General features: G+C 69.6%; 14 protein-coding genes. 3 read left to right on the plus strand and 11 right to left on the minus strand.

Annotated features, from left to right (window positions below):
- Positions 1 to 8: 8 nt before the first annotated feature.
- A complete protein-coding gene (locus tag AC1M14_RS09525; protein ID WP_111824718.1) occupies positions 9 to 812 on the minus strand; it encodes an aspartate dehydrogenase in 804 nt (267 codons plus the stop codon).
- A 103-nt stretch (positions 813 to 915) separates the two neighbouring features.
- On the opposite strand from AC1M14_RS09525, the gene AC1M14_RS09530 reads away from it, so the two are divergent.
- Positions 916 to 1407, plus strand: a complete 492-nt coding sequence (locus AC1M14_RS09530) for a GNAT family N-acetyltransferase (RefSeq protein ID WP_111824719.1) — start codon at positions 916 to 918, stop codon at positions 1405 to 1407.
- Positions 1408 to 1733: 326 nt separating this feature from the next.
- Here the strand turns inward: AC1M14_RS09530 and AC1M14_RS09535 are convergent, their stop codons facing one another.
- The 6 genes from AC1M14_RS09535 to AC1M14_RS09560 all read right to left on the minus strand — a co-directional run bounded on the left by AC1M14_RS09535 (position 1734) and on the right by AC1M14_RS09560 (position 9134).
- Positions 1734 to 3122: an amidohydrolase gene (locus AC1M14_RS09535; protein WP_111824720.1), complete on the minus strand. Its 1389-nt coding sequence runs from the start codon at positions 3120 to 3122 to the stop codon at positions 1734 to 1736.
- Positions 3123 to 3265: 143 nt separating this feature from the next.
- Positions 3266 to 4759 carry an MFS transporter gene (locus AC1M14_RS09540; RefSeq protein WP_479731469.1) on the minus strand — a complete coding sequence of 498 codons (1494 nt, stop codon included), beginning with the start codon at positions 4757 to 4759 and terminating at the stop codon, positions 3266 to 3268.
- 79 nt (positions 4760 to 4838) lie between these two features.
- Positions 4839 to 5789 (minus strand): Bug family tripartite tricarboxylate transporter substrate binding protein, encoded by a 951-nt coding sequence (locus AC1M14_RS09545; protein ID WP_479731470.1) that lies wholly within the window; start codon positions 5787 to 5789, stop codon positions 4839 to 4841.
- A 38-nt stretch (positions 5790 to 5827) separates the two neighbouring features.
- Positions 5828 to 7096: a carboxylesterase family protein gene (locus tag AC1M14_RS09550; RefSeq protein WP_479731471.1), complete on the minus strand. Its 1269-nt coding sequence runs from the start codon at positions 7094 to 7096 to the stop codon at positions 5828 to 5830.
- A gap of 132 nt (positions 7097 to 7228) precedes the next feature.
- Positions 7229 to 8179, minus strand: coding sequence for an adenosine deaminase (locus AC1M14_RS09555; protein WP_111824722.1), 951 nt, complete (start codon positions 8177 to 8179; stop codon positions 7229 to 7231).
- 19 nt (positions 8180 to 8198) lie between these two features.
- Positions 8199 to 9134: a LysR family transcriptional regulator gene (locus tag AC1M14_RS09560; protein ID WP_111824723.1), complete on the minus strand. Its 936-nt coding sequence runs from the start codon at positions 9132 to 9134 to the stop codon at positions 8199 to 8201.
- 127 nt (positions 9135 to 9261) lie between these two features.
- Between AC1M14_RS09560 and AC1M14_RS09565 the strand changes: the two genes are divergently transcribed.
- Together AC1M14_RS09565 and AC1M14_RS09570 are read left to right on the plus strand one after the other, a co-directional pair.
- Positions 9262 to 10770, plus strand: a complete 1509-nt coding sequence (locus tag AC1M14_RS09565; RefSeq protein ID WP_479731472.1) for a lytic murein transglycosylase — start codon at positions 9262 to 9264, stop codon at positions 10768 to 10770.
- A 29-nt stretch (positions 10771 to 10799) separates the two neighbouring features.
- Positions 10800 to 10985, plus strand: coding sequence for an oxidoreductase-like domain-containing protein (locus tag AC1M14_RS09570; RefSeq protein ID WP_102772275.1), 186 nt, complete (start codon positions 10800 to 10802; stop codon positions 10983 to 10985).
- A 47-nt stretch (positions 10986 to 11032) separates the two neighbouring features.
- Here the strand turns inward: AC1M14_RS09570 and AC1M14_RS09575 are convergent, their stop codons facing one another.
- The 4 genes from AC1M14_RS09575 to AC1M14_RS09590 are packed head-to-tail and all read right to left on the minus strand — an operon-like array spanning position 11033 to position 15100.
- Positions 11033 to 11470: an acetyltransferase gene (locus tag AC1M14_RS09575; RefSeq protein ID WP_479731473.1), complete on the minus strand. Its 438-nt coding sequence runs from the start codon at positions 11468 to 11470 to the stop codon at positions 11033 to 11035.
- 60 nt (positions 11471 to 11530) lie between these two features.
- Positions 11531 to 13270: a M14 family metallopeptidase gene (locus AC1M14_RS09580; protein WP_479731474.1), complete on the minus strand. Its 1740-nt coding sequence runs from the start codon at positions 13268 to 13270 to the stop codon at positions 11531 to 11533.
- Positions 13271 to 13299: 29 nt separating this feature from the next.
- Positions 13300 to 14187, minus strand: a complete 888-nt coding sequence (locus AC1M14_RS09585) for an ABC transporter permease (RefSeq protein ID WP_479731475.1) — start codon at positions 14185 to 14187, stop codon at positions 13300 to 13302.
- Positions 14177 to 15100, minus strand: coding sequence for an ABC transporter permease (locus tag AC1M14_RS09590; RefSeq protein ID WP_479731476.1), 924 nt, complete (start codon positions 15098 to 15100; stop codon positions 14177 to 14179). Before AC1M14_RS09590 ends, AC1M14_RS09585 begins: the two co-directional genes overlap by 11 nt.
- Positions 15101 to 15103: the final 3 nt, after the last annotated feature.

A 15103-nucleotide genomic window follows, 5' to 3' on the forward strand; every position in this document is an offset into this window, starting at 1 on the left:
GGCGGGCGTCAGGTGCCCACGCGCAGAGGACCGGTCAGCTTGCGCAGCGCGGCCACCACGCTTTGCGCGGTGATGCGGCCGGTCTTGGGATTGGCCGAGGGAATGTTCTGGATTTCCATCGAGAACGAGGCCGAGTCGGATACGACCTCGACGCGGTGGACGTTGCGGTCCAGCGAGGGATCGGCCCAGATTTCCAGGGTGGTCTTGTCGGGACCGATGCCGGCCAGCGACACGCTGACCGCCACGTTCAGGTTGGCGGGAAAGCCCACAGCCGCTTCGCGCGGCGATCCGCGGAAAATCAGGCGCGGTTCGGCGATGTCCGCGATGTCGATGTTGTTGTCCGTCAGGTAAGGCGCGCCCAGCAGGCCGCGCACCGGCTTGCGCGTGATCATGGTGACGGAATGGATGACGCCTTCGGCCGCGGCGGTGATGGCGTCCAGGCCCAGGATGGCGCCCGACGGCACCACGATCTGACCGTGATGGGCGCGGGCCAGTTCGATCAGGTCGTCGTTGCGCAGCAGGGCGCCGGAGCTGAGCACGACCAGCTTCTTGCCGGCGCGCAGCACCGGTTCGGCGATGTCGCGGAACACGGCGGCGGGCGCGCATTCCACCACTACGTCGCAATGCTCGTGCAGCGCGCCGATGGTGGTGAAGACGGGAGCGCCGCCGCTCCAGGCGTATGCCGGCGGGGCCTGCGGGTCGCGCACGGCGACGGCGGCCAGGGCCAGGCCGGGCAGCCCGGCGTCCAGGGATTGCGCCACGGCCTGGCCGATGGCGCCGAAGCCGGCGATGCCGACGCGGTAAGGGTTCATGGGATGGTCGCAGGGTAAGAGGTGAGGCCACTGTATCGACGGGCCGCGCCTGCGTCAATGCGGCCGCGGCTACACTGGGCGCCACAACCGCAGGAGCATCGCCATGCGCATACTTCCCGAGACGCCCCGCGACCGCGAGGCCATCTACGCCCTGACGCAGGACGCGTTCAAAGACCATCCCCACAGCCAGCACACCGAAGGCCGCATCATCGACGCGCTGCGCGAGGCCGGCGCGCTGACGCTGTCGCTGGCGGCGTGGGACGGCGACGAGATGGTGGGCCACGTCGCGTTCTCGCCGGTGGCGGTGAGCGACGGTTCGCGCGACTGGTACGGCCTGGGGCCGCTGGCCGTGCGGCCGGACCGGCAGCGCCGCGGCGTGGGCGCGGCGCTGCTGCAGGAAGGCCTGGCCAGGCTGCGGGCGCAGGGCGCGGCCGGCTGCGTGGTGTTGGGCGAGCCGGACTACTACGGCCGCTTCGGCTTCGTCGCGACGCCGGGGCTGACGTATCCGGGCGTGCCGCCCGAGTACTTCATGGCGCTGGCCTTCACGCGTCCCGCGCAAGGCGAAGTCGCCTACCACGCGGCGTTCTACGTCTAGCGCCGTATCCCGTAGATGGCCCGTTTACCGGGCGTAGGATGGGTGCAGCGCGAGATTCCTTGCGCAAGAACGCAATCATCGAACGCGCGAAACCCATCAGGCGGCGAAAGCCGCCGCCTTTCGTCGCAAGCGCAGCCGGCTCGCGCCGGCCGATGGGTTTCGCGCGTTACGCGTTCGTGTTCTTGCCCGGAACGTGCCGCGCTGCACCCATCCTACGTTCGTGACCGCATCGTAGGATGGGTGCAGCGCGAGATTCCTTGAGCAAGGACCCAATCATCGAACGCGCGAAACCCATCAGGCGGCGAAAGCCGCCCGGCGTTCCACATTCAGCCGCCTTTCTGCGCCTCGGCCATGTAGTCCACCGCCAGGTTCGACAGCGCCCGCACGCCGTTGAGCAGGCCCGACTCGTCGACGTAGAAGCGCGGCGAGTGGTTGGGCGCGGCCTTGTCCACGTCCGTGCCCTTGGGCGTCACGCCCAGATAGAAGAACATGCCCGGCACCTTTTCCTGATAGAACGAAAAGTCCTCCGACGCCGTGGATTTGGGTTGCAGGCCGTAGTTGCCTTCGCCCGCGACGCGGCGCAGGGTCGGGCCCATCTTCTCGGTCAGCGCCGGATTGTTCACGGTGGCGTTGTACAGCTCGACCACGCGCACGTCCGCCTTGGCGCCCGCGCTTTGCGCGATCATGTCGGCGGTGCGCGCGATGCGCTGGTGGATGTCCTTCTTCATGCCCTCGTCGTAGGTGCGGATGGTGCCGGTCATGGCGAGGCTTTCGGGCACGATGTTCATGCGGTTGCCGCCGTGGATCGCGCCCACGGTGATGACGGCCGGCTCCAGCATGCTGTTGATCTGGCGGCTGGGAATGGTCTGCAGGCCCAGGATGATCTGCGAGCCGACCACGATGGGGTCGATGCCCGACCACGGCCGCGCGCCGTGCGTCTGCTTGCCGGTGACGTCGATCCAGAACTGGTCGGCCGCCGCCATGGCCGGGCCGCTGCGCCACGACAGTTTGCCCGACGGATAGGCGCTGGACACGTGCAGCCCGAAGATGGCGTCGACCTTGGGATTTTCCAGCACGCCTTCCTGCACCATCATCTTGGCGCCCCAGACCTTCTTGCCGTCGGGCTCGAATTCGGCCGGGCTTTCCTCGGCCGGCTGGAAGATGAACTTGACGCTGCCGGGCAGCTCGTCCTTCATGCCGGCCAGCACTTCGGCGGTGGCCATCAGGATGGCGGTATGGGCGTCGTGGCCGCAGGCGTGCATGACGTCCACTTCCTTGCCCAGGAACGTGCCCTTGGCCTTGGATGCGAACGGCAGATCCACCTGTTCCTTCACCGGCAGCGCGTCCATGTCGGCGCGCAGCGCTACCACCGGGCCGGGCTTGCCACCCTTGAGCAGGGCGACCACGCCGGTGCCCGCAACGCCCGTCTTCACTTCCATGCCGAGCGCGCGCAGATGGTCGGCGACCAGCTTGGAAGTGCGCTGTTCCTGGTTGCCCAGTTCGGGGTGCTGGTGGATGTCGCGCCGCCACGCGATGAGCTTGTCTTCGATGGCCTTGGCGCGCTGGTCGATCTGCGCGGCCAGGGCCGGCGCGGGCGCCGGGACCGGCGGGCCCTGGGTGCCGGGCGCGCTCTGCGCGGCTGCCGGGCCGGCCATGAGCAGTTGTGCGGCCAGCGCCAGCGGCGCCAGGCGGAACACGGCTTTGGAATACGCCATGTCTGTTCTCCTCGTGGTTGTTAACCTGTTATTGGTCGAGGATCTTACCGGAGCGCCGCAGCGTCGTCGCGTCTGGTTACGGATGCTTAAAAACAGGCCGTTTTGATTCCGGCGAGTGGAATTTCGGGCACCGGAATCCCGCTTCAGGCGGCGCGCAGCAGGCGGCGCGAACCGCGCGCCAGAAGCGCGAGCAACAGCGCCGCCAGCAGCGCGGCGCCGCCGGCGGCGGACATGGCGGCGTGGAAGCCGCCGGTCAGCGCGTCGCCGAACAGGGCGGCCGCATCCGCGGGCTGCGCCGGCATGACGTGGCGCGTGACGGCGGCGTGCGCGGCGATCTCTGCCCCGGGCACGCCGCGGCGCGCCAGCGCGGCCGCCAGCGCGTCGATCGCGCGCGCGCTCATGAGCGCGCCCAGCAGGGCGATGCCTATGGTCATGCCGGTCTGGCGCAGCGCGTTCATGGTGGCCGAGGCCATGCCGGAACGTTCGCGCGGCACGCTGGCCATCACCGCCATGCTGGTCGAGGGCACGGCCAGCCCCGTGCCCAGCCCCAGCAGCACCAGCAGCGACCCGGTGACGGCGTAGGGCGTGCCCGCCTGCAGCAGCGTCATGCCCAGCATGGCCGCGCCGATGAACACGTAGCCGGCGACCATCAGCCGCGGCAGGCCGAAGCGCTGGTTGAGCCGGCCGAACACGATGGAGACCAGCCCCGCCGCGGCGAACTGCGGCGCCAGCTGCCAGCCGGCCGCCAGCGGCGACAGGCTCTGCACGTGCTGCAGATACAGCGAGAAGAAGAACAGGCTGCTGTAGGCCGAGAAACCGAGCACGAAGGACGCGACATTGGTGATGGCGAAGGCGGGGTCGCGAAACAGCCCCAGCGGCAGGATGGGCCGGGCGACGCGGTGCTCGACCCACAGAAAGGCCAGCAGCCCGGCTGCGGCCAGCGCCAGCGCGCCCGCGGCCTGCGGCGCGGCCCAGCCGTGTTCGCCGGCGGCGATCAGGCCGTAGGTCAGCGCGCCCAGCCACAGCACGCTCAGCGCCTGGCCGGCGGGATCGAAGGCGGCATGTTCGGGATGGGCGCTTTCGGCGATGCTCCAGGCGCCCAGCGCGACGGCCAGCGCGCCCACCGGCAGATTGATGAGGAAGATGCTTTGCCAGTCGAAGTGCGCCACCAGCACGCCGCCCAGCATGGGGCCGACGATGAGCGACACCGCGTTGCACGAGGCCCAGACGCCGATGGCCTGCGCGCGTTCCCTGGGGTCGGGGAACGCCTGCGTCAGCAGCGACAGCGCGCCCGGGATCAGAAGCGCCCCGGCCACGCCCTGCACGGCGCGGCCGATCAGCAGCGCCGTGAGGTTCTGCGCCATGCCGCAAAGCGCCGAGCCGGCCGTGAACAGCAGCACGCCCGCCAGCCACGAACGCTTGCGGCCGTAGCGGTCGCCCAGCGGCCCGGCCGACAGCATGAAGGCGGACAGGAACAGGGCGTAGGCGTCCACCACCCATTGCAGGCCGGCCATGTCGATGCGCAGCGCGGCCTGCATGGTGGGCAGCGCCACGTTAACGATGCTGATGTCGAGGATGGTGATGAAGCTGCCCAGGTTGACGGCCAGGACGAGCGCGCGGCGGCGTGCGGGATGCATGGAGGAAGCGGGAGTGGGAGTCGGGCCATTCTATATTTCACCCGCGTCCCGCTCCGTGATGCCCGCGCCCGGCCGCGGGTTATTGCAGCTTGATGCCCAGCTCCTTGATGAGCGGCTCCATCTCGGCCCGGTCCGAATCTATGGTGGCGGCCAGCGCTTGCGGCGTGCTGCCGATGGGGATCATGCCCAGCGTTTCCATCTGCGCCTTCATCTCGGGTTCCTGCAGGACGCCGGACACCGCCCGCTGGATCAGCGCCACGCGGTCGGCGGGCGTGCCGGCCGGCGCCATCAGGCCGATCCACGGCTGCGGCGCGTAGCCCTTCATGCCCGACTCCTCCAGCGTCGGCGTGCCGGGCAGGCCGGCGAAGCGCTGCGGACTGGTGATGGCCAGCGCGCGCAGGCGGCCGCCGTCGATCAGGCCCTTGGCGCTGGAAGGCGCGTCCAGGGCCACGTCGAGCTGCCCGCCGATCAGGTCGTTCTGGGTCTTGCCGAACGAGGAAGAGGGCACGTACAGGGCCTTGATGCCGGCGCGGCGCGCGGTCTGCTCCCAGACCAAGTGGAACGCCGTGCCGATGGAAGACGAGCCCAGGCTCAGGCTGCGGGCCTTGCTGGCGCGCACGAAATCCTCCCAGGTCTTGAGCGGGCTGTCGGTGGGCACGACGAAGATGAACGGCGTGCGCGCCACCAGCGAGATCGGCTGCAGGTCTTTCTGCGGATCGAAAGGCAGGCTGTCGACCGCGAACGGCACGATGGTGACCGACGAGGCCACCACCATGCCCAGCGTATAGCCGTCGGGCGCGGACTTGGCCAGCGCATTGGTGCTGATGATGCCGGAGGCGCCCGGCCGGTTTTCCACCACCACGGGCTGTCCCCAGGCGGCGCCCAGCTTGGCGGCCAGCACGCGCAGCATGACGTCCACCGGCCCGCCCGGCGGGTTGGACACGAAGATCTTCACCGGCTTGTCCGGATAGGCGGCCGAGGCGGCCACGGGCAGCGCGAGCGCCAGCGCCAGCATGGTTTGCTTGAACATGGATTCCCCTTGTTTGATTGATGTGGATTGCGTGCGGCTCAGGCCAGCGCCTGCAGATGCGGGGCCGCCGGCCAGTCGGGCGCTTCGCCGCGGATGAAGGCGATCCAGGCCGCCTGCGTGCGGCGCGCCAGCGACTCGGCCTGCGCCGTCGGCAGGCCGGCCAGCATGGGCGCGGCGGCGAAAGCCTGCCGGGTGTCGAACACGAAAGGCAGTTCGATGCAGTGGCAGGCGCCGAAGCGCGCCGTGGGCGCCACGTCGAAGCGGGCCAGCCAGGCCTGGCGGCCCTGGGCGACGGCGTCCTGCGCCCATAGGCGCGAGGGCGCGCCGAACAGCGCGTCGCCCAGTTTCTGGCCGGCCGCATCCGTTGCGTGTCCGGGGAAGGCGGCCATTTCGTCGCGCGTGTAGCTGACCAGCACGTCGGCGCGGGCGGCGGCGCGCCGCAGCGCCGGCGCGATCTCCAGCGGCAGCGTATCGCCGTCGACCACCGGGCCGAACAGGCTGCGGCTGCTGTCTTCGGCGCGCAGGGCCGCCATCACTTCGGGCGCCTGCTGCGCGGCCAGCAGCGCGGCCACCGGCAGCGCGCGCGCCGCTTCCAGGGAGTCGGCGCCGGCGGCGCGTAGAAACGCCTGGCCCAGGACCTCGGCCTGCTGCGCGCTGCGAAAACCGCGGCCCAGCGCGGCGCTTTGCAGGATGGCGCGCGAGAAGCGAGGCTTGCGCGCCAGCATGGCGCAGATCGAGGAAGCGCCGGCCGACTGCCCCATGAGCGTGAGCCGCTGCGGGTCGCCGCCCAGGGCCTCGATATTCTCCAGCACCCAGTCGATGGCGGCTTCCTGGTCCAGCAGGCCCACGTTGGCGGTCTGGCCCGGCACGTACAGCCAACCCAGCGCGGCCAGCCGGTAATTGACCGCCACCACGACCACGTCGCCGCGCTGCGCCAGCAGCGACCCGTCGTACCAGTCGAGCGCGCCGCCGCCGCTTTGCCAGGCGCCGCCGTGCAGCCACACCACCACGGGACGCCGCTTGCCGTCGGCCGCGGGGGTCCACACGGTGAGGTGCAGGCAGTCTTCCGATTGGGGGGCGTCGAAGTCGCCCATGGCCTCGCGCAGGCGCGAGGGCAACTGCGGCGCGACCGCGCCGCGTCCGGTGGCGTCCAGATCGCCGCGCCACGCCGGCGGCTGCGGCGGCGCGAAGCGCAGCGGACCCACCGGGGCCTGCGCATAAGGAATGGCACCATAGCGGCAAACGCCGCCCGCGCGTACGCCGGTCAGCGTGCCCGCCCGCAGGGCCGCCTGAACGGTTTGACTCATATCCTGCCTCCTTGGTCCGTCGATCGGCCGCGGCGGATGCCGGGGCCGCCGGACTATGGTAGGGAGGAAAGGGCCGGACCGGACATTCCGGTTTTGAAAGAAGCCATGCGAAACGGGAATGGCCGGCTGCGCCTACCCGGCGATGCGCGCATCCAGGCTGTTGTCGGCCAGCGCCTGGGCCTGCCCGCGGGTCATGCCCAGGTGTTCGTACAGGGCGTGGAAGTTCTCGTTCACGTAGCCGCCGAAGTAGGCGGGATCGTCGGAATTCACCGTCACCTTCACGCCCGCGTCCAGCAGCGACAGGATGTTGTGATGGCGCATGTGCTCGAACACGCGCAGGCGGATGTTCGACAGCGGGCAGACGGTCAGCGGGATCTGCTCGTCGATCAGGCGGGCGATCAGCCTGGGGTCTTCGGCGGCGCGCACGCCGTGGTCGATGCGCCGCACCTTGAGCAGGTCGAGCGCCTCCCAGATATATTCGGGCGGGCCTTCCTCGCCGGCATGGGCCACGGCGGGCAGGCCTTCGGCGCGCGCGCGGTCGAACACGCGCTGGAACAGGCGCGGCGGGAATCCTTTTTCGCTGCTGTCCAGGCCCACGGCGATGAAGGCGTCGCGGTAGGGCAGCGCGGCTTCCAGCGTCTGCATGGCCTGCGCTTCGGGCAGGTGGCGCAGAAAGCTCAGGATCAGCCCGCTGCTGACGCCGAGCTGCCTGCGGCCGTCTTCGAGCGCCTGCCCGATGCCTTCCAGCACCGCTTCCAGCGGCACGCCGCGGTCGGTGTGGGTCTGGGGATCGAAGAAAGGTTCGGTGTGGACCACGTTCTGCTCGCGGCACTTCAGCAGATAGGCCCAGGTTAGGTCATAGAAGTCCTGCGCGGTGCGCAGCACGTCCGCGCCCAGGTAATAGAGGTCCAGGAATTCCTGGAGATTGCCGTAGTCGTATGCGCCGCGCAGGGATTCGACGTCGGGCCAGGGCAGGGCCACGCCGTTGCGCGCGGCCAGAAGGAACAGCAGCTCGGGTTCGAGCGAGCCTTCCAGGTGCAGGTGCAGTTCCGCCTTGGGCAGTGCGTTGAGCCATTCGTGCATGATGTCCGGGTCCAGAGGTTCAGGCCGCCAGCGCGATGCCGTCTGCGGCGATGGCGAGTTCGAGCTGCGCGGCGAACGCGCGCGCCTGCCGCGTGCTGGGCCGGTCGCGGCGCCAGATGGCGGCCAGCGGCGACTTGCGCAGCGCCGGGCGCGCCGGCAATACCACCAGTTCGCCGCGCGCCTGGCGCACGGCCGCCACGCTGCCGGGCAGCATCCACAGATATTGGCCTTCCAGCAGCATCTCGCGGCCGAATTCCAGCGACAGGACGCCGATCATATCCGGTATCGGCAGCCCGGCCTGGCGCAGCGACAGTTCCAGTTCGCCGCGGATGCGGCTGCCGGGCAGGGCGGCGATCCAGGGATAGGCCACGCAGTCGGCCAGCGTGGCCTCGGGCGCGCCGGCCAGCGGATGGTCGGCGGCGCAGGCCAGCACGATGGGGTCGTTGAGCAGGTTGATGGAGCGGTAGATCTGCGGATTGACCGCCGACGAGAAACGGCTGATCAGCACGTCGATGGCGCCGGCGTCCAGGTCTTCGATCAGCCGCTCGTGCGTGCCGATTTCTATGCTGAGCGTGATGCGCGGACAGGCCACGCGAAACGCCCGCGCCGCCTCGGCCATGGGCCAGCTGGCGAACATCGAAAAGCAGCCGACGGTCAGGCTGCCCTCGTCGCCGCGCGACACGGCGGCGAGGTCGGTCTCGGCCTTGCGCAGGCCGGTGAGCAGCTGGCGGGCGTGGCGGCACATGGCCACGCCCAGCGCGGTGCAGGTGGTGCCCTTGGCGGTGCGCTCGAACAGCCGCGCGCCCACCAGTTCCTCGATCTCGGCGATGGCGCGCGACAGGGCCGATTGCGTGCTGTGCAATTGCGCGGCCGCCTTGGACAGGTTGCCCAATTCGGCGACGGTCAGCACGATTTCCAGGTGCCGGATGCGTAGCTTGCCTCGGAAGGGTGTCATGGCGCGGACAGGGTGGCGATGGGGCGATTATTCTCCGTCGCCGCAGGCTTGGCAACGCGCCCGGCGTTCGATGGACAGGCCCGGATCGCGGTACGATCCGGGCTGACTTCGAATTTTCAGGATTGCCATGCGCCAGCGTTCCATTCGCTTTCGGATCGATACCTTTGCCCGTGTGCTGAGCGCCGCGGCGTTCGCGGCCGCGGCCGCCGGCGCCGCGCACGCCCAGTCGCCGTCCTCGGCCACCGGCTCGCGCGCGCAGCCGGCGGCGCCGGCCCAGCCGCTGCCCGCGCTGACGCCCAAGCGCAGCTTCGACGACGCGCCCGCGCCGGCCGCGCCCGCAGCCGCGCCGGCCGCAACCACGCCGGCCGCCGCCGCGCCCGCCACCGCCGTGGCGGACCCCGCCGCCGCCGCGCCCGCCGCGCCGCAGGTCATCGTTCCGACCGAACTGGGCACCAAGGCCTGCATCGCCAAACTGCGCAAGGGGGCCGCCGCCAACGGGCTGACCGTGGCGGACTGGGACAAGTACACCGCCAACGCCAAGCTGCTGCCCACCACCGTGGCCTCGGCCAAGGGCCAGCCCGAAGGCCGCGAAGCCTGGTGGGACTACATCGCCAAGACGGTGGACGACGAGCGCGTCAAGGACGGCCAGGCGGTGCTGTCCAAGTACGGCGCGCAGCTGGCCGCCATCGGCCAGCAGTACCAGGTGGACCCGGCCACGCTGGTCGCCATCTTCGGCATCGAGACCAACTACGGCCGCCAGGTCGGCAAGACCGACGTGCTCAACGCCTGGCTGACGCGCGCCTGCACCGAGAACAAATCGCTGTGGGAGAAGAACGCCTACGCCTCGGTGCGGCTGCTGCGCGACGGCACCGTGCAGCCCGACAGCTTCGTCGGCTCCTGGAGCGGTGCTTTCGGCATGACGCAGTTCATCCCGACCTCGTTCTACGAACTGGCCGCCGACGGCGACGGCGACGGCAAGATCGATCTGTACAACTCGCTGCCCGACGCGCTGGCCTCCACCGCCAACCATTTGCGCAAGCGCCGCGCCAAATGGACGCACGGCCTGCCGGCCGTGGTGGAGGTGCGCGTGCCCGCCGAGGTCGCGGCCGCCATTGCGCCCGAGCCCGACGCCGAGTACGTGGGGTCGCAGGACCGCCGCAGCATCGCGCAGTGGGCGCAGGCCGGCGTGAAGCAGGGCGACGGCTCGGCGCTCAAGCTGGCCGCCGGCAACGACCAGCAGGCCTATCTGTTCGCGCCCACCGGCGCCCGTGGCCCGGTGTTCCTGGCCACCGTGAATTTCGACGCCATCCTGCACTACAACCAGTCGCGCCGCTACGGCCTGGCGGTGTCGCTGCTGCTCAACCGCCTGCAAGGCGGCCCGGCCCTGGCCGCGGCCTGGCCGACCGACGATCCGGGCCTGTCGCGCGCGCAGATCAAGGAGCTGCAGGAAATGCTGTACGGCCTGGGCTACGACGTGGGCGTGGCCGACGGTATTCCGGGCGCCAAGACGCGCGACGCCGTGCGCGAGGAACAGGCCCGGCGCAACCTGCCGCAGGACGGCCGGGTCGGCAAGCGCATTTACGACGCGATCAAGGAAACCTGGCCGCCCGTCGCGATCCGCACGCGTCCTCAGTAAGGTCCAGGCGGCGGCGTTAACATCTCTGTATGAGCACCAAACCTGTTTTCGACGACGATCCGCCGCCCGTGCCGCCCGAGCCGCCCGCGCCCGAAGAATGCTGCAACAGCGGCTGCATACCCTGTGTCTATGACGTCTACAACGAAGCCATGGACAACTACCGCGAAGCGCTCAAGGCCTGGCGCGCCAGGCATGAGGAAAAATCGGCGGGGTGAGGGGGGCTATGTGAACGAGGCGGTTCTCGCCGCCGTGCATTCCGGCGTCAGTTGGCCAGTTTCATATGGATGATGGGAAACGGCCGGCCCGAATCGTCATGGTCTGAACGGCCGACGTCTTCGAACCCGTAGTGCTTGTAGAAGCCGTGGGCCTGCGGGTTCTGTTCGTTCACGTCCACCAGCAGGGTGCCGTGCAGCGAACGCGCGAAATTCAGCAGCCGGCGGCCGGCGCCCTTGCCGCGCTTGTTGGCGTCGACGAACAGCATTTCGACCTTGTTGCCGTTCAGGCCCATGAAGCCTGCGACCTCGCCGGTGTCGTCCTCGCAAACCCATACCCGCACGGACGGCAGGTAGGTGTTGAGCACCTGCGGGTACATGGCCTGGATTTCTTTTTCCGTCAGGAACGTATGCGTGGCGCGCACCGAACGAAGCCAGATGTCCACCAGGGCCAGATCGTCGCCGTGATTGCGTTCTCGGATATTCATTTCTTATTGATTGAGAGTCGGGTGCCGTTGCGGTCCTTGGCCGCGAGCGGCGCGTAGCCGCTAAAGTCCTGCGCGGTAAAGGCCGGTGGCCGCCAGGACGGTTTCCATTTGTACAGTATGCGCGAAAACATAGCGCTCGCCATAGACGGTTTCATCCGGAAACTCCGAAATCAAGGTCAGTGGGACCGCTTCGCGGTCGCTTTCCTCGATCTGCACGGGGATGCCGTGATGCAGGTCGAAACCGGTTTCGACCGCGTGCGCCTGAAAACGTTCAAGCTGCCGGGCATTGAACTCGACCAGGCCGGCCACGTCGCGGGCGAGCCGCGCCGTCACGCCCGCCACCAGGCGGCGGGCGCGGTCGCCCCAGCCCGGATGGTGGCGCATGACCAGGAAAAATCCCTTGGGTATGGTCCAGCGCTCGAAATGGCGCGGCAGGTAGCCCGATAGCGGACGGGTCCATTCGTGGGCCGGATAGCCGTGCAGGTTGATGTGCAGCTGCGCGCCGCTGATGGCCAGCGCCAGGTGCCGGCCCTCGCGCTCGAAGAACGGGGCGTTCTCGCGGTGCGCGATGTCGTCGCCCAGCGCGCTGTAGCGCGAGGCGTGCAGCATGTGGCGCGGATGCCGTTCGCGCAGGCGGTTGAAAAGCGCATAGCCATCGGGATTTTCGGCGGCGATCAGCGCGAAATGCGGGTCGCCGGCGGCCGCCAGCGCCTGCGCGGCGCGCAGGGCGCCGACGACGCCCGAGGTCTCGTTGGCGTGCTGCGCGCCCGAAATGAAGACGGCCGGCCCCGGGCCGCGCAGATAGGTTCCCAGCACCGGGCGGCCTTCGCGCGAGACGGCCTGGAAGGCGTCGCCGCCCAGGTCGGCCATGCAGCCGGCGATCTGCGCGGCCGACAGCGGCTCGCGCATCTGCGCCAGCGGCATGGCGGGGGCGGCGGGAACCAGCGGCGCGAGCGCGGCGAAAGGTTCCAGCGTCATGCGCACGCGCGCCGCGCCGTCGTTGCGGCGGATGTCGGGAACGATCTGGCCGGGCTGCAGGCCGCGGTCGCCGGCCGGGCGCCCGGAGTGCCGCTGGAAGAATTCCAGCAGCGAAAAATACAGGTCTTCGTGCAGCGCCTCGAAAGTGCTGACGATTTCTTCGTCCACCGGCAGCGCGAACTCGATGCCGGGCAGGTCCACGCGGATCTCCAGGCGTTCGAAAAAGGGTTCGTGCGCGCCCCAGGAACGGGCGCGGACCGTATCCACGATGCTGCGGAACACCTGCTGGTATTCGGTGAGATGCGCGGCGTCGGTATGCAGCGCGCCTTCGGCGTCGCGCACCCGCAGCCAGCCCGTGGGCGACAGTTCGGGCGTGCCGTCGGGGGCGTGCCCGAGCTGGTTCGGCGCGTAGACGCGCTGTTCGATCACGCTGCCGTCGGCATAGCCCAGCGCCACGTCGTAGTGCAGGTCATCCGCGCCCGCTTCCAGCGTGACGCGCACCCCGTCGAGCAGGCCGACCAGCGGATAGGCCTCCAGCGCGAAGCGCCTGGCGTGCGCGTGTTCGTGCACGGGATAGCGCACGCGGGCCGAAACCAGCCCGGCGCGTTCGACCTCTTCCAGGAAAAAATGCAGCAGCGGCTTGTAGGCGCTGCGAAAACGGGCGGTGACCCCGGCCTGCGCCAGGCGGGCCTGGGCCGCGAGCCGCGCCTGCGGCCCTTCGAACAGCCAGCCTTCCACCGTCGCGCCGCGCCAGGCCGGCGCCATGTAGGCGTGGGTCCAGGCGTCCAGCGTGCGGTCGAATGTTTTTTCCAGCAAAGGCATCTTTCAAAATCCTTAAAACCCGTGACGGTTCACCCTTTCGGGTCGAGGCGGTCGCGCAGCCAGTCTCCCAGCAGATTCAGGCCCAGCACCGTCAGCATGATGGCCAGTCCGGGAAACACGCTGACCCACCAGGCCGTCTGCATGTAGGTCCGGCCGTCGGCAAGCATACCGCCCCAGCTGGGAATCATGGGGTCCACCCCCAGCCCGAGAAACGTCAGGCTGCTTTCGAGCAGGATGTTGTTGGCCACGTTCAGCGTCATCAGGATGACCAGCGGGCCCAGCACGTTGGGCACGATGTGATGCCGCATCATGGCCGGGTCGCGCACGCCGAAGGCGCGCGCGGCCTGCACGAATTCCCGCTCCCGCAGCGTCAGCACCTGCGCCCGCACCACGCGCGCGTACTGCACCCATTGCGACGCGATCATGAAGACGATGACGTTGGACAGGCCGCCGCCCAGGATCGCGATGAACGTGATGGCCACCAGGATGAACGGCAGCGCCAGCTGCACGTCGGCGCAACGCATCACGATCACGTCCCAGAATCCGCGGTAGAAGCCCGCGACCAGGCCCATGACGCTGCCCAGCAGCGCGCCGCCGAGCACCGATGCGAACCCCACCAGCAGCGAGATTCTACCGCCGACGATGACGCGCGCCAGCACGTCGCGGCCCAGCGGGTCGGTGCCCAGCGGATGCGCGGCGGTGACGGCCGGCGCGGTCAGGCGGGCCGTCAGGTCCATGGCCGCGCCGCCGTCCGGAAACAGCCAGCCCGAGGCCAGCACCAGCGCCGCCATCCCGCCGGTCAGCAGCACGCCCAGCGCCAACTCCAGCGAAAGGCGCAGGCGCGGCCTGGCGCCCTCGGCGGCGGCGGGGGTGGACAGGGTCTGCATGCGGGACGGACGCGCGGGATCAGCGCGCACGGATGCGAGGGTCGACCAGCCCGTAGGCGATGTCGACGGCCAGGTTGACCAGCACGATGAGGGCGGCCAGCACCGTGACTGCGCCCTGCAGCACCGGATAGTCGCGGCCGGCCACGGCGTCGAAGGCCAGGGTGCCCATGCCGGGCCAGTTGAAGACCATTTCGATGACCACGATGCCGCCGATCAGCCCGCCGAACTGCAGGCCCAGATAGGTGATGAGCGGAATCGCGCAGTTGCGCAGCGCGTGCTTGTACAGCACCACGCGTTCCTTCAGCCCCTTGCTGCGCGCCACCATGATGTATTGGGCCGACAGCGTGTCCAGCATGGTGGTGCGCACCAGCCGGATATTGGTGGCGCTGAGGATGATGGCCATGGTCAGGGCGGGCATCACCAGGCTGGCCGGGCCGCTCCAGCCGGATGGCGGCAACAGCGGAAACGTGATGGAAAGCAGCAGCACCAGCATCAGCGCCAGCCAGAAATTGGGAAAGGACAAGCCCACCAGCGACAGGATGCGGATGGCCTGGTCGGCGGCCCGCCCGCGCCTGACCGCGGCCTGGATGCCCAGCGGCAGCGAGATCAGGATGGATGCGGCGAGCGAGGCGCAGGCCAGCATCAGCGTGGCCGGCAGCGCCTCGCCGATCAGCCTGGCCACCGGCGTACCGCCCAGGAAGCTGCGCCCGAAGTCGCCGCGCAGCAGCCCCTGCATGTAGGACAGGTATTGCTCGTGGAACGGGCGGTTCAGGCCCAGCGCCTGGCGGATGTTGGCCAGGTCCTCTTCGGTGACGCCGCCCGCGCCTTCGCTCAGCATCAGCGCCGGATCGCCGGTCATGCGCACCGCGTACGAGACCAGCAGCGTCACCGCGATGATGACGAACACCGCCTGCAACACCCGCTGGACAATGAATCCGGTCATGGG

It is taken from the genome of Achromobacter sp. SX5 (genome assembly GCF_056711425.1).

What these genes read in the sequence shown, in the direction of transcription:
- AC1M14_RS09545 (WP_479731470.1), bottom strand. Translation starts at nt 5,789, where the DNA reads ATGTTCAAGCAAACCATGCTGGCGCTGGCGCTCGCGCTGCCCGTGGCC.
- AC1M14_RS09550 (WP_479731471.1), bottom strand. Translation starts at nt 7,096, where the DNA reads ATGAGTCAAACCGTTCAGGCGGCCCTGCGGGCGGGCACGCTGACCGGC.
- AC1M14_RS09575 (WP_479731473.1), bottom strand. Translation starts at nt 11,470, where the DNA reads ATGAATATCCGAGAACGCAATCACGGCGACGATCTGGCCCTGGTGGAC.
- AC1M14_RS09530 (WP_111824719.1), top strand. Translation starts at nt 916, where the DNA reads ATGCGCATACTTCCCGAGACGCCCCGCGACCGCGAGGCCATCTACGCC.
- AC1M14_RS09540 (WP_479731469.1), bottom strand. Translation starts at nt 4,759, where the DNA reads ATGCATCCCGCACGCCGCCGCGCGCTCGTCCTGGCCGTCAACCTGGGC.
- AC1M14_RS09565 (WP_479731472.1), top strand. Translation starts at nt 9,262, where the DNA reads ATGCGCCAGCGTTCCATTCGCTTTCGGATCGATACCTTTGCCCGTGTG.
- AC1M14_RS09580 (WP_479731474.1), bottom strand. Translation starts at nt 13,270, where the DNA reads ATGCCTTTGCTGGAAAAAACATTCGACCGCACGCTGGACGCCTGGACC.
- AC1M14_RS09570 (WP_102772275.1), top strand. Translation starts at nt 10,800, where the DNA reads ATGAGCACCAAACCTGTTTTCGACGACGATCCGCCGCCCGTGCCGCCC.
- AC1M14_RS09535 (WP_111824720.1), bottom strand. Translation starts at nt 3,122, where the DNA reads ATGGCGTATTCCAAAGCCGTGTTCCGCCTGGCGCCGCTGGCGCTGGCC.
- AC1M14_RS09525 (WP_111824718.1), bottom strand. Translation starts at nt 812, where the DNA reads ATGAACCCTTACCGCGTCGGCATCGCCGGCTTCGGCGCCATCGGCCAG.
- AC1M14_RS09555 (WP_111824722.1), bottom strand. Translation starts at nt 8,179, where the DNA reads ATGCACGAATGGCTCAACGCACTGCCCAAGGCGGAACTGCACCTGCAC.
- AC1M14_RS09590 (WP_479731476.1), bottom strand. Translation starts at nt 15,100, where the DNA reads ATGACCGGATTCATTGTCCAGCGGGTGTTGCAGGCGGTGTTCGTCATC.
- AC1M14_RS09560 (WP_111824723.1), bottom strand. Translation starts at nt 9,134, where the DNA reads ATGACACCCTTCCGAGGCAAGCTACGCATCCGGCACCTGGAAATCGTG.